Annotated in this window: 21 protein-coding genes; 20 read left to right on the top strand and 1 reads right to left on the bottom strand. The window is 34.6% G+C overall.

Annotated elements, in window-relative coordinates:
• Positions 1 to 30: 30 nt before the first annotated feature.
• From DES36_RS00285 to DES36_RS00260, 7 genes are all read left to right on the top strand, one after another.
• On the top strand, positions 31 to 1,392 hold the full coding sequence (locus tag DES36_RS00285) for a vWA domain-containing protein (RefSeq protein WP_113919222.1): 1,362 nt from the start codon (positions 31 to 33) through the stop codon (positions 1,390 to 1,392).
• Positions 1,393 to 1,413: 21 nt separating this feature from the next.
• Positions 1,414 to 2,919 (top strand): ATP-binding protein, encoded by a 1,506-nt coding sequence (locus DES36_RS00280; RefSeq protein ID WP_113919221.1) that lies wholly within the window; start codon positions 1,414 to 1,416, stop codon positions 2,917 to 2,919.
• A 245-nt stretch (positions 2,920 to 3,164) separates the two neighbouring features.
• Positions 3,165 to 3,704, top strand: coding sequence for a DUF2284 domain-containing protein (locus DES36_RS00275; RefSeq protein ID WP_113919220.1), 540 nt, complete (start codon positions 3,165 to 3,167; stop codon positions 3,702 to 3,704).
• Positions 3,705 to 3,787: 83 nt separating this feature from the next.
• Positions 3,788 to 4,855 (top strand): amidase domain-containing protein, encoded by a 1,068-nt coding sequence (locus tag DES36_RS00270; RefSeq protein ID WP_113919219.1) that lies wholly within the window; start codon positions 3,788 to 3,790, stop codon positions 4,853 to 4,855.
• Positions 4,856 to 5,064: 209 nt separating this feature from the next.
• On the top strand, positions 5,065 to 5,214 hold the full coding sequence (locus DES36_RS14675; RefSeq protein WP_170128113.1) for a hypothetical protein: 150 nt from the start codon (positions 5,065 to 5,067) through the stop codon (positions 5,212 to 5,214).
• 297 nt (positions 5,215 to 5,511) lie between these two features.
• On the top strand, positions 5,512 to 6,273 hold the full coding sequence (locus DES36_RS00265; RefSeq protein WP_113919218.1) for a YhfC family intramembrane metalloprotease: 762 nt from the start codon (positions 5,512 to 5,514) through the stop codon (positions 6,271 to 6,273).
• Between the two features lie 12 nt (positions 6,274 to 6,285).
• A complete protein-coding gene (locus DES36_RS00260; protein WP_113919217.1) occupies positions 6,286 to 6,720 on the top strand; it encodes a DUF3887 domain-containing protein in 435 nt (144 codons plus the stop codon).
• 195 nt (positions 6,721 to 6,915) lie between these two features.
• Here DES36_RS00260 and DES36_RS00255 read toward each other — a convergent pair whose 3' ends face one another.
• Complete coding sequence (locus DES36_RS00255) at positions 6,916 to 7,551, bottom strand: hypothetical protein (protein ID WP_113919216.1); 636 nt, start codon at positions 7,549 to 7,551, stop codon at positions 6,916 to 6,918.
• Between the two features lie 219 nt (positions 7,552 to 7,770).
• Here DES36_RS00255 and DES36_RS00250 point away from each other — a divergent pair, with 219 nt between their 5' ends.
• The 13 genes from DES36_RS00250 to DES36_RS00190 all read left to right on the top strand — a co-directional run bounded on the left by DES36_RS00250 (position 7,771) and on the right by DES36_RS00190 (position 25,224).
• The gene (locus DES36_RS00250) at positions 7,771 to 8,904 is read left to right on the top strand and encodes an iron-containing alcohol dehydrogenase (RefSeq protein ID WP_242981665.1); all 1,134 of its coding nucleotides are present in this window, start codon (positions 7,771 to 7,773) and stop codon (positions 8,902 to 8,904) included.
• Between the two features lie 60 nt (positions 8,905 to 8,964).
• Entirely contained in the window at positions 8,965 to 11,184 is a 2,220-nt protein-coding gene (gene pcrA / locus DES36_RS00245; protein ID WP_113919214.1) for a DNA helicase PcrA, read from the top strand.
• Positions 11,185 to 11,350: 166 nt separating this feature from the next.
• Positions 11,351 to 13,330 (top strand): NAD-dependent DNA ligase LigA, encoded by a 1,980-nt coding sequence (gene ligA / locus DES36_RS00240; RefSeq protein WP_113919213.1) that lies wholly within the window; start codon positions 11,351 to 11,353, stop codon positions 13,328 to 13,330.
• Between the two features lie 140 nt (positions 13,331 to 13,470).
• Positions 13,471 to 13,758, top strand: coding sequence for an Asp-tRNA(Asn)/Glu-tRNA(Gln) amidotransferase subunit GatC (gatC, locus tag DES36_RS00235; protein WP_113919212.1), 288 nt, complete (start codon positions 13,471 to 13,473; stop codon positions 13,756 to 13,758).
• Positions 13,759 to 13,769: 11 nt separating this feature from the next.
• A complete protein-coding gene (gene gatA, locus DES36_RS00230) occupies positions 13,770 to 15,221 on the top strand; it encodes an Asp-tRNA(Asn)/Glu-tRNA(Gln) amidotransferase subunit GatA (protein WP_113919211.1) in 1,452 nt (483 codons plus the stop codon).
• Positions 15,222 to 15,236: 15 nt separating this feature from the next.
• On the top strand, positions 15,237 to 16,658 hold the full coding sequence (gene gatB / locus DES36_RS00225; RefSeq protein WP_113919210.1) for an Asp-tRNA(Asn)/Glu-tRNA(Gln) amidotransferase subunit GatB: 1,422 nt from the start codon (positions 15,237 to 15,239) through the stop codon (positions 16,656 to 16,658).
• Between the two features lie 288 nt (positions 16,659 to 16,946).
• Positions 16,947 to 18,566 carry a peptide ABC transporter substrate-binding protein gene (locus DES36_RS00220; protein ID WP_113919209.1) on the top strand — a complete coding sequence of 540 codons (1,620 nt, stop codon included), beginning with the start codon at positions 16,947 to 16,949 and terminating at the stop codon, positions 18,564 to 18,566.
• A gap of 119 nt (positions 18,567 to 18,685) precedes the next feature.
• Positions 18,686 to 19,615: an ABC transporter permease gene (locus DES36_RS00215; protein ID WP_113919208.1), complete on the top strand. Its 930-nt coding sequence runs from the start codon at positions 18,686 to 18,688 to the stop codon at positions 19,613 to 19,615.
• A complete protein-coding gene (locus tag DES36_RS00210) occupies positions 19,615 to 20,556 on the top strand; it encodes an ABC transporter permease (RefSeq protein WP_341457111.1) in 942 nt (313 codons plus the stop codon). The genes DES36_RS00215 and DES36_RS00210 overlap by 1 nt, the downstream gene beginning before the upstream one ends.
• 16 nt (positions 20,557 to 20,572) lie before the next feature.
• Positions 20,573 to 21,574: an ABC transporter ATP-binding protein gene (locus DES36_RS00205; RefSeq protein ID WP_113919206.1), complete on the top strand. Its 1,002-nt coding sequence runs from the start codon at positions 20,573 to 20,575 to the stop codon at positions 21,572 to 21,574.
• Positions 21,574 to 22,539 (top strand): ABC transporter ATP-binding protein, encoded by a 966-nt coding sequence (locus DES36_RS00200; RefSeq protein ID WP_113919205.1) that lies wholly within the window; start codon positions 21,574 to 21,576, stop codon positions 22,537 to 22,539. Before DES36_RS00205 ends, DES36_RS00200 begins: the two co-directional genes overlap by 1 nt.
• A 472-nt stretch (positions 22,540 to 23,011) precedes the next feature.
• Positions 23,012 to 24,007 carry an AIR synthase family protein gene (locus DES36_RS00195; protein WP_113919204.1) on the top strand — a complete coding sequence of 332 codons (996 nt, stop codon included), beginning with the start codon at positions 23,012 to 23,014 and terminating at the stop codon, positions 24,005 to 24,007.
• A 218-nt stretch (positions 24,008 to 24,225) separates the two neighbouring features.
• Positions 24,226 to 25,224 (top strand): GerMN domain-containing protein, encoded by a 999-nt coding sequence (locus DES36_RS00190; RefSeq protein ID WP_113919203.1) that lies wholly within the window; start codon positions 24,226 to 24,228, stop codon positions 25,222 to 25,224.
• Positions 25,225 to 25,236: the final 12 nt, after the last annotated feature.

Here is a 25,236-nt window from a genome sequence, read left to right as displayed (position 1 = left end):
TTTACCTAATTTGTGAGAATGGAGATGTGTATGAATCAAGAAGAACAAATAAAAAAATCAAGAGATTTAGCCAAGGAGATTCTTTTATTAACCCGAGATTATCTTTTGGTATCTTTAGGTTTTCTCCATATAGCATTGTATCAGTTTCAATCCTTTCAGCTTACAGATAATAATACTATAGGGTCAAATGGAGAGATGCTTTTCTACGACTATAAGTACGTCTTAAAAACCTATAAGAAAGAAAAGGAAGCGTTAGCTAGAACATATTTGCATATGGTTTTTCACTGGATCTTTTATCATCCATTTAAGATAGGTATAGAAGATGCTAATTTGTGGAATCTAGCTACAGATATAGCCGTTGAAAATACCATATTAGAATTAAATATAAAGGCCGTTGAGACTCAGAAGGATATAGAACAAAAAGATGTAATTGACATATTGAAGGAAAAGACAGAAATTACAGCTGAGAAATTGTATAAGTACTTTTGGCGTAATCCTCTGGCTGAGAATCAATTAAAGGAATATGATGCATTGTTTAAAAGAGATGATCACTCTATCTGGGGATTCAATCCAAAGAGGAAACAGTTTGACAATCAAATAGATGAAGAATTTGTTTATAAAAAATTTGAAGAACAAAAGGAAGAATACCAAGAGGAGATTAAAGAAGAGTGGGAGAAAATTAGTGAGAGAGTCAAGGTCGAACTAGAGACTTTTTCTAAAGACCGTGGAGAAGAGGCCACAGCTTTGATTCAAAACATAAAAGAAGTTCATCGAGATCACTACGATTACGGAGAATTTTTAAGACAATTTTCTGTTCTATCAGAAGAGATCCAAGTCAATAATGATGAGTTTGATTTTGGATTTTATACTTACGGAATGCAATTATACGGAAACCTTCCCCTAATTGAGCCACTAGAGCACAAAGAAGTCTATAAGATTAAAGATTTTGTTATAGCACTAGATACTTCTGGCTCTTGCTCGGGAGAAGTTGTGCAAGGATTTTTGAATAAAACATACTCCATTATGAAGAGCACAGAAAACTTTTTTAGAAAAGTAAATATTCATATTATTCAGTGCGATGCAAAGATTCAGCAGGACACAAAGATTACTTCAGATGAAGAGTTTGAAAATTTTATGGACAATCTCCAATTATTTGGATTTGGCGGAACAGACTTTAGACCTGTTTTTTATTATGTAGAACAACTAATAGAACAAGGAGAGTTTGATAATCTAAAAGGGCTGATTTACTTTACAGATGGATATGGGATATTTCCAGAGTGGAGACCCAAATACGATGTGGCTTTTGTCTTTTTAGATGAAAATTACAATGAAAAAAAAATACCATCTTGGGCCATAAAATTAGTTTTACAAGAAGATGAATTAAAAATTTAGGAAATACAGGAGTTTTTTAAAATGAATATTGAAGAAGCAAAAGAGCAAATAAAAAATTCTGTAAGAATTTATCTTAAAAAAGACGAGTATGACGATTATAAAATCCCACTTGTCAGACAGCGCCCTATCTTTTTACTTGGACCTCCAGGAATTGGAAAGACGGCTATTATGGAGCAAATCGCACAGGAACTGGGAGTAGCTCTAGTATCTTATTCCATGACTCATCATACAAGACAAAGTGCTTTAGGTTTGCCCTTTATTGAAAAGAAATTCTATGGAAATCAAGAATATTCCGTGTCAGAATATACTATGAGTGAAATCATTGCCACTGTTTATGAAACTATGGAAGAGAGCAAGGTAAAAGAGGGGATTTTATTTTTAGATGAAATTAATTGTGTATCTGAAACATTAGCTCCAGCTATGTTACAATTTCTTCAATATAAGATTTTTGGACGCCACAAAGTTCCTGAAGGATGGGTGATAGTGACTGCAGGCAATCCACCTCAGTATAATAAATCTGTTCGGGAGTTTGATATTGTGACTATGGATCGTTTGAAAATCCTTGAAGTGACAGAAGAATATGAGATTTGGAAAAAATACGCATCTAAAAAGGGCATACATGGTTCTATACTAACCTATTTAGATATTAAAAAAGATGATTTTTATCTGGTAGAGACAGCCATAGGAGAAAAGTCTTATGTAACAGCAAGAGGTTGGGAAGATCTATCAGAAGCCATTGCTTTGTATGAAGAGGAGAATCTTACAGTAAATGAAGTATTAGTGAGCCAATATATTAGAAATAAGAAAATAGCAAAAAACTATGCTATTTACTATGACTTATATCAAAAGTATAAAAAAGACTATAAAATAGGGGAAATCCTTGAGGGGTATGCAGACGAGAATATTAAAAAGCGTGCAAAGGAAGCAAAATTTGATGAGAGATTATCCCTAATAAACCTATTATTAGAAGCTATGCAAAGAGACATCCGAAAGAATCTTTTTACAGAGAGCTATTTGATGGATTTGGTCAAAGTTTTAAAACAAATAAAGGTGGATTTAAATGAAAGTAAAAATCCCCCCATAGACGTATTAGACGAACATATTGACGAGCTTACTTTATGTCTAGAAAAGGAGAAAAAGGCTAATAGTCTATCTTATGAAAAAAAACGAAACTACCAACTGATTATTAAAATATTAGAAGAAAATAGAACTCAGATGAAAAATGAAAATATCACCCAGCATTTAGAGGTTTATGAATATATTAAGAAGAATTTTGATGAATCTGTAAAAAATATGAGAGAAGAAACCCGTAAGGTTCAAAAGAAGATGCATCATATGTTTGCCTTCGTAGAGCAGGTATATGGGGAAGGACAAGAAATTTTCATATTAGTAACAGAATTGACAGCTGATTATTACAGCGCAAAATTTATTAGCAATAAAGGATCTGAAGATTACTACAAACACAATAAGAAGTTGATGTTTTTAGATAGGCAAAAGGAAATTCTTGATAAACTAGCGGAAAGCTGAAAGCAGAACTTGTCCCTTTGGTTATAAAATTTAATTTTTGACGCTTGTTTCCCGATGGCTCTCAATTGTTCAACTACTGTTCAGCCATTGTTTAGCAACCGTTAGATTATGGTTTAACTATAGTTAAAAGTGCTATTATGAAATCGTTATACGTGATATAATATTCCTATCAGCAACTGAAGCAATCTGGAGCGTTTTATGATGAACAAACGAATACAAAATTCTAAAATAAAGGAGTATGGAATATGGTTGATTACGACAAAATTAAAGAGCTTGCTTTAGAGAGTGGATTTACGCATATTGGAGATCTGGATGCAGACCTTATTGAACTGCGAACAGAAGTGCGAGATATGTGTGCCGAGAATAAATGTAAGTCTTACGGAAAGAACTGGTCATGCCCACCAGGGTGTGGAACTCTATCAGAGTGCGAAGATAAGATTCGCAAGTTTAAAAAAGGATTGATTCTGCAAACTACTGGTGAACTTGAAGATTCTTTTGATTTTGAAGCTATGACAGAGATTAATGAAGCTCATGGCAAAGCAATTGCTGATTTTGCAAAAAAAATAGGAGGAATTTATCCTGAGGCTATGGTCTTAGGAGCTGGCGCCTGTACTATATGTAAAGAATGTACATATCCGGATGAGCCCTGCCGTTTTCCAGATAAAATGATTGCTTCTATGGAAGCTTATGGAATAGTAGTAAGCGATATTTGCTCTGCGAATAATATACCTTACTACTACGGCCCTAATACCCTGACTTATGTAGGTTGTGTATTAATTGATTAGTTTTGTTTTATTTGTAATGAGATCACCTTTTGCTGAATAGTTATTAATAATATTCAGTAAGAGGTGATTTTTTATGAGGTGTGATGATGCGTAGCTACAAATACATAGTGCGAGTTCTACTTATACTTATTACAATTGGCTGTATTACAGCTACCCTAGGTATGTATTCTAGATTGTTTGAAGATAAAGAAGTAGAAAAAATAGCAGGTCAACTTCTTAATGATATCAATATAGCATATTTAAATAATGATGAAGAGCTCCTTAAACAGGCTTATGATCAGGATGTTCTTCACGGAAAATGGGCATATGAATACGCGATAAAAAAGCAAGATTATCTTAATAAATGGGCAGAAAAACAAGAAATAGAATATATAGATATAAAGAGTTATCATAAGTTTCCCCAAATAACAGGCTCTGATTCTACCTATAATTTAACTGTAAAATCTATAGATGAATATATTTATAAGTACAAAGGTGAGGACAAAGAAAACAGTTATAAGATTGCAGTATATCACTATATGAGAATTGAAATGAAAGAAGATCGCTGGATTATTACAAAGGATTGGTCATCTGATCCAATGGCAGATAGCGTTTCCTTAAAAGATGAAAAAAAAGAAGAGATAACGAAGTATATTAGTAAGTATGCTCCTGAAAAATATAAATTAAAAGGTCGCAGAAAAAAGGCCATTAAATATGCAGACAAATATTGTAGTGCTCATGAAGATAGTAGTTACAATAAAGATTACCGAAATTACAATCCTGTTGGTGGAGATTGCGCTAATTTTGCTTCTCAAATCCTTCACGAAGGAGGATTTAAGAAAAATAGCCTATGGAATTACCATAAAGGGGGAAGCCTAGCTTGGATAAAGGCTCAAAATCTTACGAATTACTTTTTAAATAGCGGGAGAGGCTCAAGAATAGCTGTAGGGAATTATGAGAATGTATACCAATCTGCCTACAAATTGCAACCAGGAGATATTGTGGCTTACGAAGAAAAGGGGAAGATTTGTCACGTGTCTATTGTATCTGGTTATGACTCAAAAGGATATCCTCTCGTAAACTGTCATAATGTAGACCGTTATAGAGTACCTTGGGATATAGGGTGGAATCGATCTGGAATTACTTTTTGGTTCATTCGAGTGCATTATTAATTATGTAGTATAACACTTTGATTATTGGAACAATATGATTCTTTTGAAAAAGAATCAAAAATGACATATTATACCGATAATAAGTTGATTATTGCACTTGATTTTTTGAGTATAAAGGACTACAATAATAAATACAAGTTATGGTAACGTTATCATAACAAAGGTATACAATATAGTAAATATTGTTTTTCTAAGGGGGATGCTATAGCATGGAAGCAATAATAGAAAAATTAGAAAATATGAAAAAGTCCGTTATGTTAATGGGTTCAGAAGCTGATTATAAGTATTCAGATGGTTGGAGAGATGGTTTTCAAACAGCAATCGATCGAGTAGAAAAACTAATACAAGAGCAAGCATAATTATGAGATAAAAAGCAAGAACAAACTGTTCCTGCTTTTTATTTTTTATGTACTAGGAAACCTCTATGAAATACATACACAAGGTATGATGAAGATTTGGTCGTTTATTTTCGTGAGAAAATTCTACTTTTGATCCGTAAGATTTGACCTTAGCACTGATGACTGAACACTGGCCGCTGGTAGCTAAAGTATTTCGATTAACTATTGTTAAAAACACTTGTTAAACCTTACCAATATGCAATATTTTTTGATATTATATGTTATACTGTATTTGAGAATTCCATTGGGGGTGAAAAAATGGGCGGTTTATCTTTATTTTTTATTGCCCTTACAGCGTTAATTTCTATAGGTTTTCCAATTGTCATGATTATCTATTTTAAGAGAAATTACAACGCTTCTTTATTATATCTTGTTGTTGGTGCTTTGGTATTCACCATCTTTCAATTGCTCATACGGATCCCGTTGTTAAATTGGCTTGGAGGTCAATTTTGGTTTTATACTTATATCGTTCAAAATGAAAAACTGTATATTGTGATTTTAGCTTTGACTGCAGGTATTTTTGAAGAGATTGGACGATATGTTGCCTTTAAATTTTTGCTAGTAGATAAACGTGAATGGGAGAATGGGGTGATTTTTGGCATTGGCCATGGAGGAGTAGAGTCTATTATCTTAGTAGGCGTTAACTATTTAGCTTTTATTCTTATATCCTTACATTTGAACTTTGGTTTATTTGAAAATATAGTAGGTCTCTTGCCTAATATTGATACAGTAACTCCGTTATTACAGGAAACTGCCCCTACACTTTATTTGCTAGCTGGTATGGAACGGCTATTTACTATAATTATTCACATAGGTCTTTCTTTGCTTGTTTTAGGATCTGTTCGCGTTGGGAAAGTAACAGGCCTTATTGTAGCCATAGGGCTTCATACTTTACTTAATGTATCTATCTTGCTCATATCCTCTAATATATGGATTGTGGAGGGCATAATAGGTATAGGAGCTATCCTTAGCATAATATATATACACCGTAAAAAAAGTCTGTGGAAATTTGTAATATAGGAGGGATGGAATTTGAAAAGAATAGCAATCCTTTTTTTGCTCTTATTCTTATTACCAGCCTGTAGCAACGGGATAGATAAAGAAAAAGTCCAAGAATATGCAGATCCTATGATAGAAAATATACTACAAGGAATGAATGAAGACAATTATGAAAAATTTAGCAAGGACTTTGGTCCTATAATGCTTGATGCCTTAAATGCAGAAAATTACGACGGAATCATTAAGAAACAAATAAAAGAGATTATTGGTAATTACGAAAGCAAAGAACTAGCAAAAGTAGATAAAGTGTCACAAGGTGACGAAGACTACATTGTGGTAATTTATAAAGCTACATTTTCAAAAGAAACATCAGATGTTGCCGTCACGGTCTACTTTACAGAAGGAGAAGATCCTAAAATAGAAACTCTCCTATTTAACTCGCCAAAATTAGTGGAAAATGCTAGTTAAGGTGGTAAGGTGTTAAGGTGGTAAGGTGTTAAGGTGTTAAGGTGGTAAGGTGGTCAGAAAAAGTAAAGCCACCCTTGGTGGCTCTAATGCTGATAGCTGTTTTTTGACTCTAGCTACTGCCCAGTCATTCTGAGCGCTAGCGAAGAATCTTTGTATATTAGATATATAAGGCTGCTGGTGGCTGACAGCTGTTTTTTATTCGTTTATCAATTCAAACGTATGTATGTATTCAACGGGCGTGTTGTTGTAGGTGGTGTACCTGCTGATGAATTCCTTAGATAGTTTATCTTTTAAATCTAATAAATAGGCATTTCCCTGGAAATCGGATATTTTCCAATTGTTATTTTCTTTTGTCCATAGGATCATTATGTTTCGCTCTTCTTTAAAGGTGTATCCTGTACCTGTATATGCTACTCCATTCTCCTTTTGCAGGGGAATATGTGGAGACACAATCATATGAATATAGCAATATTTACTTGAAGAAGTAGCCTCGCCATAAACTTTAGATATTTGAATGTTTAAAAGGTCATAATTGAAAATGTTCTTTGTCTTGTATTTTTCGATCAATGCAGCATCGTTCTTTGTTACATCCTCTAAGATAATTGGATTTAAATCATCGTGTTTTATATGAGCATTAAAGGCATCTTTATCTATAAAATAATCAGCAACTTGTTCTTTATAATCTTCATAAGTCATTTGAATATTATGTATTTGCCAATTACAAGAAAGTAAATTAGTAGTCATTTGAATAATTTCCTCGTTTACTTTTTCTTCGCTTTTTACGCAAGATGATGTAATAATCAAAATGGATAGAATTGATATTATTATCATTATTTCTTTTTGATGTATTATAACCCCCACCTCTCTCAGAGCATAAAAGCTCTTTTTATATATGTATTATATGTCTAGTGAAAATATTTCAGAATAATTCTACGGCGATTAATGCTATAATGTGTAGTAATAATTAAAATCTTGAATCAAAGTATTGATTCGCACCATATTAATGTTTTAAAGATGTAACTTAGAACTAAATCACAGGAGGTTATGAAAATGAGATTACATGGAATTGAATATGTATCCTATCCTGGATCCTTAGAATATATTAAGGAGTTAAAGTATAAAAAATACTTCATTGTCACAGGAAAGTCATCTATGTTTAAAAATGGAACGATCCCTCGGTTAGAGAAGATATTAGAGGAAGATAATTGCCAGTATAGTGTATTTTCGGGCATAGGTGCAAACCCTACAGCTAGTGAAGTTGTAGCAGGAGTCAATGAAATGAAAGTTTTTAAGCCTGATGCTGTAATTGGTTTAGGAGGAGGTTCCGCTATTGATGCAAGCAAGGTTATGGCACTTCTATACGAACATCCTGAACTCAATTTCGAAATCATCAGAAAATCCCTCGATATCAATATTTCCAGAAATATAGGGCTTATTGCCATTCCATCTACCTCGGGTACAGGTTCTGAGATGACAAAAACCTCAGTCATCAGTTTTGGAGAAGACAATATTAAAATTGGATTAAAGACATATAATTTTATTCCAGATTACGCCATACTAGACGGAGAGATTACCTTATCTATGCCTAAAGAGGTGGTCGCTCAAACGGGAATGGATGCAATGACTCATGCTGTAGAATGCTATACCAATAAAAAATTAGAGGATTTTAGTGAAGTGCTCTGTAGGGGCGCTGTAGAAGGGCTCTTTGAGTACTTGCCATTATCCTATGAAAAAGGGGATATTACAAGTAGGCAAAAGGTGCATAATTATCAGTCTATGGCGGCTATGGCTTTTCACAATATAGGTCTTGGGATGGATCACGGTATCTCCCATAGCATTGGGGGCATGTTTCATTATGGGCATGGCTTAATCAATGCAGTAGGTCTACCATATGTTTTAAGCTATAATTCAAGAGATCCTTTAGTAAAGGAAAGATTAGATAAGCTTGCAAAGGCTATTGGACAAGGTAACTTTATAGAAAGCATCAAAAACCTAAACGACAGATTAAATATTCCAAAGAGTTTTAAAGAAATGGGAATTTCAGAAGAAGCGTTTTTATCTCATTATGATGTAGTATTAGATAATGCCATGTTAGGCTCTACTAGAGCGAATCCAGTAAAAATGACTAGAGAAGAGATGGATAAAGTATTAAAATCCATCTATTATGGTAAGATTCTTTTTTAGAAAGAAACCGATATTATTACAGAAAGCTTAGGGTATAAATCAAAGAGTAAGGAGAAGGATATGAATCTTTTAGAGGGATTAAATCAAATGCAGCAAAAGGCTGTGCTTCATACAGAAGGACCACTGCTTATATTAGCAGGAGCAGGTTCAGGAAAGACTAGAACGATTATTCACCGTATAGCACATATTATTCAAAGCGGAAAAGGTCGAGCAGATCAGATATTAGCTTTGACTTTTACAAATAAGGCAGCGCAAGAGATGAAAGAACGTATGGTAAAAATGGAGGTATCTCATGTAGACCGAATTTGGATGAGCACCTTTCACTCGTTATGTGCAAAGCTCTTGCGTTTTCACGCTCACCTTTTAGGATATGAGAGAAGTTTTGTTATTTACGATTCAGCAGATCAAAAAAACGTTATTAAAGACTGTTATAAGGAGCTAAATATCGATGAAAAATCATTCACCATTGGTTCCGTAACTAGTGCAATCTCCCAAGCCAAAGAAAAGGGGACTTCACCTGAAAAATTCTTGCGTGAAAATGAAGGGGATTTTAAAGGAGAAAAGATTGCTCAAATTTATAAACTCTATCAAAATAAGCTTATCAGCAATAATGCTATGGACTTTGATGATTTGCTTGTAAATGTTGTGAATCTTTTTAGACAAAATGCAGAGGTACTTCAGTATTATCAAGATAAATTTAAGTATATTGTAGTGGACGAGTATCAAGATACAAATCCTATTCAGTACCACATTGTAAAGATGTTAGCCGATAACCATCAAAATATTTGCGTGTGTGGAGATGATGATCAAAGCATCTACGGGTTTAGAGGGGCAGATATAAGAAATATTTTAGAATTTGAAAAAGATTTTGACTATGCAGAAATTATACGCTTAGAACAAAACTACCGTTCTAGTTCTACTATTATTGATGCTGCTAATAGCGTCATTCAAAACAATCCAAAGAGAAAAGCAAAAGAAATGTGGACGGACAATCCAGAAGGTGAACGGATAGAAATTAAACAATTATTTGGTGAAAGGGAAGAGGCGGATTATATTGCTTCAGAAATTTCTAAACTTGTTAGAGAGACAGATTGCAACTACGGTTCTATAGCCATACTGTATCGTACTAATGCGCAGTCTAGGGTATTTGAAGAATCCTTTATGGGAAGAGGTATTCCTTATCAAATTATTGGCGGTTTAAAATTCTATTCTCGTATGGAAATCAAAGATATCCTCTCATATTTGACTTTAATAGAAAATCACAAGGACGATGTAAGTTTTAAACGGGTAATCAATATGCCAAAAAGAGGTCTCGGAAATGCTACAATAGAAAAACTTCAAGAATTTGCAGATTTTAAGGGCATGAGTTTATTTGAGGTAGTATTAAACATCGAAGAAATGGTTGGATTATCAAAGGCTGTTATGAATAAGCTCATAATATTTTCAGACATGATGAAAGGGTTTATAGAAATAAAGAATAGCTTATCTCTTAGCCAATTAATTGATAATATTATGCATACTACAGGGTATATGGATATGCTCAAAGAGGGCAAAGTAGAGAATGGTCAAAGCAGAATTGAAAACTTACAAGAATTAATCTCTAGTGCGGTAGAATTTGAGAGTAACAGCGATGATGTATCATTAACAGCTTTTCTAGAAAATGTATCTTTAGTTGCAGATATAGATGATTACTCTGAAGGTCAAGGTCAAGTTAAGCTTATGACCCTTCACAATGCTAAAGGCTTAGAATTTCCAGTAGTTTTCATGCCTGGCTTAGAAGATGGTATATTTCCACATTCTAGGTCATTAAATGACGACAATGAACTTCATGAAGAAAGAAGACTTTGTTATGTAGGTATAACTAGGGCAAGAGAAAAGCTTTATATGACCTATACCAATTACAGAAAACTATACGGAAGAACGAGCTACAATCCTAGATCAAGATTTTTAGATGAAATCCCTGCTGATTTCATCTCTGGAGATGTAGAAAAGCAATCTACCTTTACGGAAACGGAAACATCTCAAAAAGGAATTATCAATAAAAATAGCATTTATCAACAATTAAACCGAATGCAACATACTTATCCCCATCAATCAGAAAAAAAATCCAGCAAAGGAGATATAAAAGAAGGGACAAAAGTCAATCATGCTAAATGGGGAATGGGTACGGTCATCAATATCTCAGGACATGGGGATAATGCCATCGCCTCTATAGCCTTCCCAGGAATGGGGATTAAAAAAGTAGCTTTAAGTATGGCGCCGATTGTCATTGTTGAATAGGCAGTATTTTGTAGAAGTTTTTAGTGTAGAGTTAGAATTCTAAAGTGTAGAAAAAGGTGGTCAGGTGGTAAATAGGGGCGGGATTCTGCTCCGCCCGCAAAACTAGGGTATGATGCCCTCGTTGTTTCGGATAAATCAAGTTTTAAAATATGAAGGTTGGAAAAACATGAATATTAGAGAAAAAATCGAAAAATTAAGACAAGAAATAGAATATCACAACAAACTGTATTACGAACAAGATGCACCTGAAATTCAAGATTATGAGTATGATCTTCTTATGAATGAGTTAATGGATTTAGAAAATAAATACCCAGAGCATATGACGTCTGATTCTCCTAGTCAAAGAGTAGGGGGAAAGGCTCTTGACTCTTTTAGTAAAGTAAGCTTTAGGAGGCCTAAGTTAAGCTTGGCAAATGGCTTTAGTCCAGAAGACCTAAGAAGCTTTGACAATAGAATTCGAAAGGTCATTCAAGACTATGAGTACGTAGTAGAGTATAAATTCGATGGTTTGACTGTTGTTTTAAATTATGAAGATGGCCTATTTGTCCAAGGTGCAACGAGAGGAAATGGCGTTACGGGAGAAGATGTGACACAAAACTTAAAAACCATTCGCTCTGTTCCCCTTAAGTTGAAAGGGGAAGATAACCTTGAAGTTCGTGGCGAAGTGATTATGAATCGAAAAGACTTCCAGAAGTTAAATGAGAGAAGAGAAAAAGCTCAGCAGGCATTATTTGCTAATCCTAGAAATGCTGCAGCAGGATCTCTTAGGCAATTAGACCCTAAGATCGCAGCTCGTCGCCCCTTAGATATGTATGTGTTTAATGTAGAAGAGATAGAGGGTTCTTTTGAAACCCATCACCAGTCTTTAGATTATCTATCTTCTCGAGGATTTAAGGTAAGTCCTTATTTCATCTGTAAGAACATTGAAGAGGTCATTGGTTTTTGTAATGAAATGAATGAAAAAAGATATGAATTACCTTTTGATATCGATGGCATCGTTATAAAAATAGATCACTTAAAGACGAGAGAAATCCTAGGCACTACTGCAAGAAATCCTAGGTGGGCTATTGCCTATAAGTTCCCACCTGAAGTAAAAGAAACAAAATTATTAGATATTACTATCCAGGTAGGTAGAACAGGTAGCTTGACTCCTGTTGCAGAATTAGAAGAAGTTCAATTAGCAGGCACAAAAGTTTCTAGAGCTACCTTGCATAACGAAGACTTCATCAAAGATAAAGATATTAAAATTGGAGATATGGTTTTAGTTCGAAAGGCTGGAGAAATCATTCCAGAGGTTCTTCAGGTAAACTTTGACAAGAGGACAGGGCAAGAGATGCCTTTTCACATGCCTGAGACTTGTCCTACATGCAAAGAGCCAACTTTTCGAATAGAAGGAGAAGCTGCTCGTAAATGCGTAAATTTAAGTTGCCCTGCACAGGTTATAAGGCGAATTGCTCACTTTGCTTCTAAAAATGCGATGAATATTGAAGGTCTTGGAGGTTCCCTTGTAGCAAAATTGTGGGAAGAAGGCTTTGTAAAAGATCCAAGTGATTTATATTTGCTCTATGAAAGACGTGAAGAATTAACTAAACTAGAAAAGCTAGGAGAAAAATCTGTAGACAATCTCCTCCAGTCTATTGAAGTATCAAAGAAGAGTTCTCTTCATCAACTGATTTTTGCCCTAGGGATTCCCTATGTTGGAGAAAAAGGAGCAAAAAATTTAGCAGAGAAGTTTGATGTTTTAGATGACCTTATAAGTGCTCCTAAGGAAGAACTCCTTTCCGTTCAAGACATAGGCGAGAAAATGGCCGACGAAATCATAGACTTTTTTAAATTAGAATCCAATCTAGAGTTTGTTGAGAAATTAAAAAGTCTAGATATAAATATGAAAGAACAGAAAAAAGATACTGGCCAAGATCTACTAAAAGGAGCAAAATTCGTTGTTACAGGAACACTACCAAGTCTTAAGAGGGATCAAGCAAAAGAGCTGATAGAAGAAAACGGTGGAAAGGTTGCTGGGTCTGTAAGTAAAAAGACAAATTATGTCCTAGCTGGTGAAAACCCCGGTTCTAAATACGAAAAGGCTGTAGAGCTAGGTATAGAAATCATTACAGAAGAGCAATTTTTGTCTATGATTGGCAAATAAGTTTGATTAGAGGAAGAACTTGGCATATAATTGTAAGGTGATTAGGTTTGAAAAGTTGGAATATAGGTGGTAAGGTGGTAAGGAAAATCTTACCTCTAAGCTCAAACCTCCTATCTCCATGTAAATAGAGGAGGAATACGATGAAATTAACGAAAGAAGATGTAGTTTATGTTGCAGAATTAGCGCGACTTGAGTTTCATGACGATGAGTTAAAAGTTTTTGGCGATCAATTGACTAGTATTCTCGATTATGCTGAAAAGCTAAATGAATTAGATACGAGTGATGTCAGGCCTACTGCTCATGTTTTACCAGTAAATAATGTGTTAAGGGAAGACGTAGTAACCCCATCTTTAGATAGAGAAAAGGTACTACAAAATGCACCATCTCAAGAAAATGGCTGCTTTAAAGTGCCAAAAGTTATAGAGTAGGAGGGTTGATAGTGGAATTATTTGATTTAACATTACACGATACAGTAGATCTTATTAATAAAAAAGAAGTAGGTTATAAAGATGTAGTACAAGCTTATTTAAAGAGAATAGACGATGTAGAAGACAAGGTAAATTCTACTCTTAAAATTATGGGCGAAGAAGCCTTAGAAAAGGCAGAAAATCTAGACAAAAATGGAATTCAAGCAAAGGGCTTAATGGGTATTCCTTATGGTTTAAAAGATAATATGTGCACCATGGATGTAGAGACCACTTGTGCATCAAAAATACTTTACAACTTTAAACCGCCTTATAATGCCACTGTAGTTGAAAAATTAGAACAAGCTGGTTCTATTGTTCTTGCAAAAATGAACATGGATGAATTTGCTATGGGTTCTTCTACAGAAAACTCAAGTTTTAAAAAGACTCATAATCCTTGGGATATAGACAGAGTACCAGGAGGATCCTCTGGTGGCTCTGCTGCTTGCGTTGCAGCTGGTGAAGCAGCTTTTGCTCTAGGTACAGATACAGGCGGTTCTATTCGTCAACCTGCAAGCTTTTGTGGCGTTGTAGGATTAAAACCTACTTACGGAATGGTATCTCGATATGGACTTATTGCCTTTGCATCTTCCTTAGATCAAATAGGCCCTATGACAAAAGATGTAGAGGATTGTGCCATTGTTTTAAATGCTATTTCCGGTCATGATGATAAAGATTCTACATCTGTAGTGACAGAGAAAAAGGATTTTACAAATTATTTAACTAAGGATATAAAAGGACTAAAAATTGGCGTTCCAAAAGAGTATTTTCAAGAAGGGTTAAACAATGAAGTAGAGCAGTCTGTTCGAGAAGCGATTAAAGTCTATAAGGATCTAGGGGCTGAAATTATTGAAACGAGTTTGCCTACTACAGAATACGCATTATCTGCTTATTATATTATCTCTTCAGCAGAAGCTAGCTCTAATTTAGCTCGTTATGATGGTATAAGATACGGTTACCGTGCTGAGGATTTTGATGGCCTCGTTGATTTATATAAAAAATCTCGTAGCGAGGGGTTTGGAAGTGAAGTGAAAAGACGTATTATGCTAGGCACATATGCCCTTAGCTCTGGATACTATGACGCTTATTATAAAAAAGCCCTACAAGTTCGTACATTAATAAAAGAAGATTTTGACAATGTGTTTAAAACTTGCGATGTCATTCTTTCTCCGACTTGTCCTACTACCTCCTTTAAGTTAGGGGAAAAGAGTAATGATCCACTAGAAATGTACTTGTCTGATATTTATACTGTTCCAGTGAACATAGCTGGTGTACCAGGTATCTCTATCCCATGTGGATTTGACTCAGAAGGCTTACCTATAGGACTACAACTTATTGGTAAAGCTTTTGGAGAAGATACTCTGTTAAAAGCATCCTATGCCTTTGAACAAGCTACGGATTATCATAAAAGAAGAGCAAGTCTATAAAGGAGGTTAGAATATATGGAATACGAAATCGTAATAGGATTAGAAATACACAGTGAATTGCAAACCAAAAGTAAAATATTTTGCGGTTGCTCAACAAAATTTGGCGCAGACGAAAACACACAAACTTGTCCAGTATGTTTAGGGCTTCCAGGTACTTTGCCTGTATTAAATAAAAAAGTAGTAGAATATGCCGTAACAGCAGGTACTGCTATGGATTGTAAAATTGCACGTTTTAGCAAGATGGACCGAAAAAATTACTTTTACCCTGATTTACCTAAGGCCTATCAAATCTCTCAATTCGACCTTCCTATTTGCGGAGAGGGAAAGATTCACATTAAAGGAGAGGGCTTTGATAAATTTGTAGGCATTACGAGAATACACATTGAAGAAGATGCAGGAAAGTTGATTCACGAAGGCTCAGAAGGTACTCTTGCAGATAACAATAGATGCGGTGTTCCCTTAATTGAAATTGTCACAGAACCTGACATGAGAAGCGCTGAAGAAGCTAGAGTCTTTGCAGAAAAAGTTAAAGCTACTTTAGAATATACAGAAGTTTCCGATTGTAAGATGCAAGAAGGTTCTTTGCGCTTTGACGTAAACTTATCTGTTCGACCTATGGGAAGTAAAGAATATGGTACGAGAACAGAAATGAAAAACTTAAACTCCTTTAGATCTCTAGAAAATGCTATTAAATCAGAATCAAAAAGGCAGATTAAAGAAATTGAAAAGGGAAATAAAATTATTCAAGAAACCCGTAAATGGGATGATGACAAGGGATTAAGCTTCTCTTTGAGAAGTAAAGAAGAAGCTCATGATTATAGATATTTCCCAGATCCAGATTTAGTACCAGTTATATTAGAAGAAGAGTATATCGAATCTATAAAAGGCTCTATTCCAATTCTTCCATGGGAGAGAATAGAAAAATATACTTCAGAGTGGAATTTAACCCAGACAGAATCACAAATTCTGACAACTACAAAGCAAATGGCAGATTTCTTTGAAGAGTCAGTAATGTATTGTGATGATGCAAAATCTGTTTCAAACTGGATATTAGGCGATTTATCCGCACTATTAAATGAAGTAGGAATCGAAATCACCCAAGTTAAATTTAGCCCTAAAGATTTGGCTAAAATGATCCATATGATTAATAAAAAGGAAATTAGCAATTCTGCAGGAAAAACCGTGTTAAAAGAGATGTTTGAAACGGGTGCAACGCCAGAGGATATCGTCAAAGAAAAAGGTCTAGTCCAAATGAACGATGAAGATGCCATAAAGGAAATAGTCCTAAAGGTCATAGCAGACAATCCGAAATCTGTAGAAGATTTACGAAGTGGAAAAGACAAAGCAATAGGATTTCTAGTAGGACAAGTAATGAAAGCGACAAAAGGCAAGGCGAATCCAGGAGTAGTAAATGATATGATTAAGAAGAATATCTAAAGTAATTACCCATTCATAGAGGCATATTAATCATCTAAAGTAAAGGATTAGTAAGGCTTTAATACAACTGTTTAAAGAAGAGTACACTGAAATTAAGAGTATTCTTCTTTTTCTAATAGTGTGTACAATTTATTTTATATTAATTAAAAGGAATGGATAAAGATAATAGATTTATTGGCATAATTGGTATAAATTGTTTATGAACATTAATTATTGAAATGTTCTGATAAAAATGATATATTAAGTAAGATCAATATAATTGACGTGAAAAAAATAGGGGGGAAATTTATGAAGAAAAAGCTAATAACAATGACAAGTATTATTCTCGCAGTTGTACTTTTGATTTCTGGATGTTCAGGTGCTTCAGAAAAAGATAAAGAAAAAATTCTTCGAACGAATAATACAAGTGAACCAGGATCTCTTGATCCAGCCTTGGCACAAGGTACTCACGAATCATGGGTTCTAGACCATATTTTTGAAGGATTAATGAAAAAAAGTGAAGATGGTGATATTGTCGGGGGTATGGCTGAAAAGTATGAGTTGGCTGAAGATGAAGTGACTTATACATTTACATTAAGAGATGATGTTACATGGTCAAATGGTGAGCCTGTTACAGCTCATGATTTTGAATATTCTTGGAAAAGAGCTCTTGATCCAGAAACGGCAGCATATTATGCTTATCAATTCTACTATATAAAAGGTGGGCAAGCATATAATGAAGGTAAAGGTTCTGTAGAAGATGTAGCAGTAAAAGCTTTAGATGACAAAACTCTAGAAGTTGTATTAGAAAGTCCTACTGCATTCTTTCCAGAATTAACATCTTTTTATTGTTATTTCCCAGTAAGTAAGGATGTTGTTGAAGCGAATCCAGATTGGGCAAAAGATCCTTCAACATATGTATCAAATGGACCATTCTTATTGACTGAATGGGAACACAACGCTAAAATTTTAATCAAAAAGAATGAAGATTATTACGATGCTGATAAAGTAAAACTAGATGGTGTAGATTTTGCAATATTAGACGATGAAAATACAGCATGGCAAAGATATGAAGGTGGAGAGTTTGATTTCTTAACACCTCTTCCACAAACAGTAGTAGCTCAACTTAATGCTGAAAAGAGCTCTGAATTAGTAATAGGAGCAGATTTAGCTACATATTATTATAATTTAAATAATGAAGTAAAACCTTTTAACAATGCAAAAGTAAGAAAAGCATTATCTATGGCAATTGATAGACAAAAAATCATTGATAATGTAGCACAAGGTGGTCAGCTACCTGCAGAAGGTGTTGTACCTTATGGGATACTTGATGAAAATGGAAAAGAGTTCCGTGAAGTAGGTAATTTCATCAAATATGATGTTGACGAAGCGAAAAAATTATTAGAAGAAGGCTTAGCTGAAGAAGGCATGACAGTTGCTGATATGCAAAATGCCACTCTTGTTTACAATACACAAGAAGCTCACAAAAAAATTGCTCAAGCAGTACAGGAAATGTGGAGAACAAATCTAGGTATTGAGATTCAATTAGAAAATGTAGAGTTTCAAGTTAAGCTAGATAGAGAAAAAGCTGGAGATTATCAAATATCCAGAGCAGGTTGGATAGGCGATTATATTGATCCAATGACATTTATCGATCTTTGGGTAACAAATGGTGAATACAATGATGCGAATTACAGCAATAAAGAATACGATGAATACGTGAAGACAGCAAAAACAACTGCTGATCAAAAAGTACGTATGGATGCAATGAGAAAAGCAGAAACATTATTAATGGAAGAGATGCCAGTATTACCAATCTACTTCTATACACAACCATATGCACAAAAATCTTATGTAAGCGGAGTATTTAAACCTGTAAACAGATATCCATATTTTATCTATGCCGATATGGATGTTGACAAGTTCTAAAATAATAAATAAATAGATATGTTAAATGAAAATCGAGACTCTATGAACTTGTTTATAGAGCTCGTTTTTCATTCATTAACATAAATATAGAGTAGCTTACTTTATAAAGGAGAACTATTATGACAAAATATCTTATAAAAAGGATTGGTTTGGCACTGGTTACCATTTGGGCTGTTATTACCATAACATTTATGTTAATGCATTCAATACCTGGCAATCCTTTTCGTTCAGAAAGTAAAATGCCACCAGCCGTATATGAAAACTTACAGGCTAAGTATGGTCTGGACAAGCCAGTATCTGAACAATATGTAATCTATCTTCAAAATTTATTGAAGGGAGATTTGGGTGATTCTATGAAGTCAAGAGTAGAGACCGTTAATGATATGGTTTCGAGAGGATTTCCTGTTTCAGCTCAATTAGGATTGCAAGCTTTACTTATTGCTATTGTATTTGGACCAGCATTAGGAGTTCTTGCAGCACTATATCAAAATAAATTTCCTGATTATATATCTATGATAATCGCAATCATTGGTATTTCAGTTCCATCCTTTATTATGGGAACATTGTTAATACAATTTGTGGCGAGGAATGTATCGTTCTTTCCTATCGGAGGATGGGGTACATGGAGACATTCACTACTTCCTTCTTTTGCAATGGCATTGATGCCATTAGCGACAATGGCAAGACTTATGAGATCATCAATGCTTGAAGTACTAGGACAAGATTATATAAAGACTGCAAGATCAAAAGGAATTGCAAAGTCAGCTGTTATCCTAAAACATGCAGTTCGAAATGCGATCTTACCTGTTATTTCAATTCTTGGGACAACCATTTCTAATTTGCTAGTTGGAAGTTTTGTAATTGAAAAGATTTTTGGAATACCTGGATTAGGTAGGTTTTTTGTTCAATCTATCAGCAATAGGGATTATACTTTAATTATGGGGACAACTATTTTTTATGCAGCTATATTGATTGTTATGTTATTAATCGTAGATATCGCATATATGCTTATCGATCCACGAATTAAGTTAACAAAGGAGGGACGATGATGAGTAATATAAATCTTAAACCAGAGCTATTTGAAAAAGCAGACAAATCTAATCAAAATGCAGATAAAATTCATCGTCCTAGTATTAAGTATTGGCCTGATGTTTGGCGAAGACTTAAACAAAATAAACTAGCTATGTTAGGATTAACCTTAATTATTGTAATGGCTATTATGTCCTTCGTAGGTACATACATGTCAGGATACGCATATTTTGAACAGCATCTAGATATGACAAATCTAAAACCAAATTCTACTTTTTGGTTTGGTAGTGATGAATTAGGTAGAGATATGTTTACTAGAGTATGGTTTGGTGCAAGATACTCTTTAGCAATAGGGATCATTGCAGCATTTATTGATTTTTTAATTGGTGTTATTTATGGTGGCGTTGCTGGTATGGCTTCTAGAAGAGTAGACAGTATGATGATGAGACTTGCTGAGATTATTTACAGCATTCCATATTTACTCATTGTAATATTACTATCAGTCGTTTTACAGACAGAAGGTTCAGGTAGCTCTATGTTTGTCATAATACTTGCTATGAGTTTGACTGGTTGGGTGCCAATGGCTATATTGGTTAGAGGACAAGTACTACAATTAAAGGAAACAGAATACTCTTTGGCATCAGAATCGCTAGGCGCTAGTAAAAGTTGGATTTTAAGGAAACATATTATTCCAAATACATTAGGTCCAATTTTAGTTAATGTAACACTTACTATTCCACGTGCTATATTTGCTGAAGCCACATTAGGTTTCTTAGGTTTAGGTTTACAGGCACCAAAGTCAAGTCTTGGGACACTTGCAAATGACGGATTAGCTGGTTTGGCAGTGGGGAATACATATCAAATTCTTATTCCTGCCATTTTGATTTCGTTAATCATGTTCTCATTTAATGTATTCGGAGATGGATTAAGGGACTCACTAGACCCACGATTACGTAAGTAGAGAGGTTAGGACGAATATGAATAAAATACTAGAAGTAAATAATTTGGCCGTCTCTTTTAAAACTTTTTTTGGAGAGGTTGAAGCAGTTAGAGATATCAGTTTTTATGTAGGCAAGCAAGAAACAGTTGCAATTGTCGGAGAATCAGGTTGTGGAAAAAGTGTTACGGCGAATTCAATTATGCAATTGCTGCCAATGCCTCCTGCCTATTTTAAAGCAGGGGAAATCAAATTCAATGGTGAAAATTTAATAGCAAAGACAGATAAAGAGATGCAAAAGGTTAGAGGAAATCATATTTCTATGATTTTTCAAGATCCTATGACTTCTTTGAATCCAACAATGAAAATCGGACAACAAATTATAGAAGGTTTGATAAATCACCAGGGTTTATCACGAGAAGAAGCAAAAAAAAGGGCAATTGAAGCACTAGAACTTGTATCGGTGCCTCAACCTGAAAAAAGAATAGAACAATATCCTCATGAATTTTCTGGAGGAATGAGACAAAGAGTTATGATAGCGCTTGCTATGGTATCCAATCCTCAATTATTAATTGCGGATGAGCCTACAACAGCATTAGATGTAACGGTTCAGGCTCAAATTCTTGATTTAATGAAAGATATACAAGAAAAATTAGGTATGTCAATTATATTGATTACTCATGATTTAGGTGTAGTTGCGGATATGAGTGATCGTGTTGTAGTAATGTATGCAGGACAAATCGTAGAGCAAGGCTTGACAGATGAAATATTTAAAAACACCTCTCATCCTTATACTAAAAAACTACTAGCTTCTGTACCTAGTTTAGATATGAATAAAGATGAGGCTTTACTTTCGATAGATGGAACACCGCCAGATTTATATATTCCTCCAAAGGGATGTGCTTTTTATGATCGTTGCGATTATGCTATGAAAGTTTGTAAAGATCATATGCCACAATTTACGGAGCACAGTTCAACTCATAGTAGCCGTTGTTGGTTGAACCATCCTATGTCAAAAGATGTGAAGGGGAGTGAAGTATAGTGCAAGAGCCATTAATTAGTGTAAAAAATCTAAAGAAGTTTTTTAATGTTGGTAATGGTAATAAGCTAAAGGCTGTTGATGGTATTAGCTTTGATATATTTCATGGAGAAACCTTTGGTCTTGTAGGTGAATCAGGATGTGGAAAATCCACTGCTGGTAGGACTATCACCAGATTGTATGATGCTACTGAAGGTGAAGTCATATTTAATGGAAAAAATATTTTTAATCTTTCAAGGCATGATATGGCTGATGTGAGAAAGAATTTGCAAATGATATTCCAAGATCCATATGCTTCGTTAAATCCAAGAATGACAGTAGCAGATATTGTTGCGGAGCCTTTAGAGATTCACAGAATTTATAAATCTGAAAAAGAAAAGAATGCAAGAGTAATTGAATTGCTAGAATTGGTTGGATTAAACGAAGAACATGCCATGCGTTTCCCACATGAATTCTCTGGTGGACAACGTCAAAGGGTAGGTATTGCTAGAGCTTTGGCTTTAAACCCTAAATTTATTGTATGCGACGAACCTATTTCGGCCTTGGATGTTTCTATCCAAGCGCAAGTGGTTAATTTGTTGAAGGAATTACAGGACAAGCTAGGTTTAACATATCTGTTTATTGCTCATGACTTATCCATGGTTAGATATATTTCAGACCGAGTAGGGGTAATGTATTTGGGGCATATGATGGAATTGGCAGAGTCAGAAGAGTTATATGACAATCCTCTTCACCCTTATACAAAAGCTCTATTATCTGCAATTCCTATTCCTAATCCTGATATTCAGAGAAATAAGAAAAGAATTGTGTTAGATGGAGATGTTCCTAGTCCAATAAATCCAAAAGAAGGATGTAGATTTGTGGACAGATGCAGTTATGCAATTGATAAATGCAGACAAGTTACACCAATTTTTCAAGAACGTGAACCAGGTCATTACGCAGCTTGTCATCGTATAGGTGAAATATAGTATTAGAAGCGGAAAGCCGAAAGCTGAAAGCGGAATGCGGAAAGTGGAAAGCTGAAAGTGGAAAGCTGAAAATACTATGCAAGTATAAATAAAAATGCTATCTCCTTTTATGGTGATAGCATTTTTTTATTTGATTAGAAAAGTTGTACTTTCTGACCTATTTGCTGCTTAAGTCATCCTGAGCGCTAGCGAAGGATCTTGACCCAAAAGAAATGCCCTAATGCTAGTGACTAAGGACTAATTTTCTTGTTTTCTTTTTGCTTTTTTGAAATAAAATATGCACAATCATCACTACATGAACTGGTAATAGCTTGTACATTTTGAAGTGCGCATTTTCCGTTTTCTTGATAGATACAATTTGAAGTACAATTAATTGTCGTCAGTTTAAGCCCTCCATTATTTTTCTTTCAGATTAATTTAGTTTATACTATAATAGTATTTGACAAATTCAGAATTTTTGGAGTGAAAAATATTGGAAATTGGAAAACTTTCAAATGAACAACTAGATAGGATTATCTTCTCAAAGATAAAATACAAAGATGAAAGAGTATTAGTAGGCTCAGGTATTGGTGAAGATTGTAGCATTCTAGATTTCAAAGATGAGCTATGTGTTATATCATCGGATCCTATTACGGCTACGACAAGCAATATGGGAAAGCTAGCAGTATATATATCATGTAATGATATTGCATCTAAGGGCATCAAACCTTTTGGTATTATGGTTACCTTATTAGCACCTCCTACCGCTACTTTAGAAGATATTCAAAAGATAATGGAGGATATTTTACAAGTATCTAATGAGCTTCAGATTGAATTGTTAGGTGGGCATACAGAAATAACGGATGCAGTAAATCGAATCGTTCTTTCCGTCACCTCACTAGGAGGGGGTTCGAGAGATTATTTAATTCCGGGAGAAAAAGTTCAATGTGGAGATCTGCTTGTTATGACGAAGTATGCAGGATTAGAAGGAACGACTATTTTATATGATGATTTTAAGAATCAAATTGAAGGTCTAACAGAAAAAGATTTAGAAGAACTACAGTATTTATCATCTAGCTTAAGTGTGATACAAGAAGGTCTTATAGGCGCTCAAATTGGCGTAAAATCTATGCATGATGCTACAGAAGGAGGGATTCTGGGTGCTGCATGGGAAATGGCTGAAAAATCGAAACTAGGAGTTCAAATCGTGGCTCAAAATATTCCCATATTAGAAACAACTAAAAAAATCACCTCACAGTTTCATATAAATCCATTTAAACTAATCTCTAGTGGCGTAATGCTCATGATTGTTTCGAAGGAAAAAGAAGAAGCACTCTTAAAGAGTTTACAAGAAAATAATATTAATGGAGCAGTAATAGGTGAGTTTATAAAAGGAGAATCGAAAATCATTACAGAAGACGGTCAACTTCTACCTTTGGATGCGCCTGAGACGGATGAATTGTATAAAGCGTATAAAGGCAGGTGGTAAGGTGGTCAGGTGGTCAGGTGGTCAGGAAAAACCTAGGTTGAGCCTTCGTATAATATAATGTATGAAGTTTGAAGTCTAAAGTTTTAAAACTCGCCTTCGGGCGAGATATGGTTTTTCCCGTCCAACCGACCAACGAACCAACCAACCAACCAACCAACCATATTTAAGTATTCTAACAAGCCCCCCTCTTTCATATAATTACCTTAGGGGGTGGCGTTTTGAAAAGAAAATTGTGGATTATATGCATGGTCATGCTTATTATATGCTCAGGTTGTAGAAAAGGCGCAGATACAGGTTTGAATGATAAACAAGCTGTGGAAAATATAGATTATAAACAAGCCAATAAGGACTATGTGAGTACTTTTAAGGAGTTAAATGATATCAGATTACTAGAACTAGATGAAAGCAAAACCCGGGGTGTTTTTTATTATGTAGACCCTCAAGGGTATCTAATTCCAGTTATGCGCCAAATTCCAAAGCAGGAAGGTATTGCAAAATCTGTAATTAAAGCCTTAGTAGATAATCCAGAAAATAGAATTGAGCTTAGAGAGATTGGTTTATCTCCTGTATTGCCGGAAAGTCTTGAATTTGATTTGGCTTTAAAAGAGGATAATCTTATGAGAATAAGTTTTAACGATGATATTAATTCATTTAAAGACAAAAAAGAAGAAGAGACCGCGATAAAGGCTATTGTATACACTCTGACAGAATTTGAAACGGTTAATAAGGTGCAAGTATTAGTAAATAATCAGATTGTAGAGGAACTAGCACAAGGAACAAGGGTGGGGGAACCTTTGACCCGAGGAAATATCAATTCTTTAGACCATGTAGTTCAAGGGGAATATGTAAAGAGTACTTTATACTTCTATAATAATGTAAGCAACAACTACACATATTATATACCAGTAACAAAGAATATTCCCAAAGATAGTACATCGGTAGATAAAATCGTTCAAGAACAAATTGGCTTTTTCAAGGAAACAAATACACCAATTCCTGAAGATTTTGAATTAGAAAAGGTCTCAATAGAGGGCAATGTGGTTAAGATAAAGATAAAGAATCCTATCGATACTGATAGCCAGGCATGTGTTCGGTTTATGAAGAGTATGTCTTTGACAATAAGTCAAAATAGTGATATAGAGTTAATTATTCTATCCCAAGGAAACCACGATGTTGCAAGTTATACTATGGAGGCATTCGCGAATATATATAAATGACAATTGGAGGCA

Source organism: Alkalibaculum bacchi, assembly GCF_003317055.1.
In the GTDB taxonomy this organism is placed as follows: domain Bacteria; phylum Bacillota; class Clostridia; order Eubacteriales; family Alkalibacteraceae; genus Alkalibaculum; species Alkalibaculum bacchi.
Note: the sequence above shows the minus strand (reverse complement) of the source record. Positions and strands in the feature narration are given on the sequence as shown.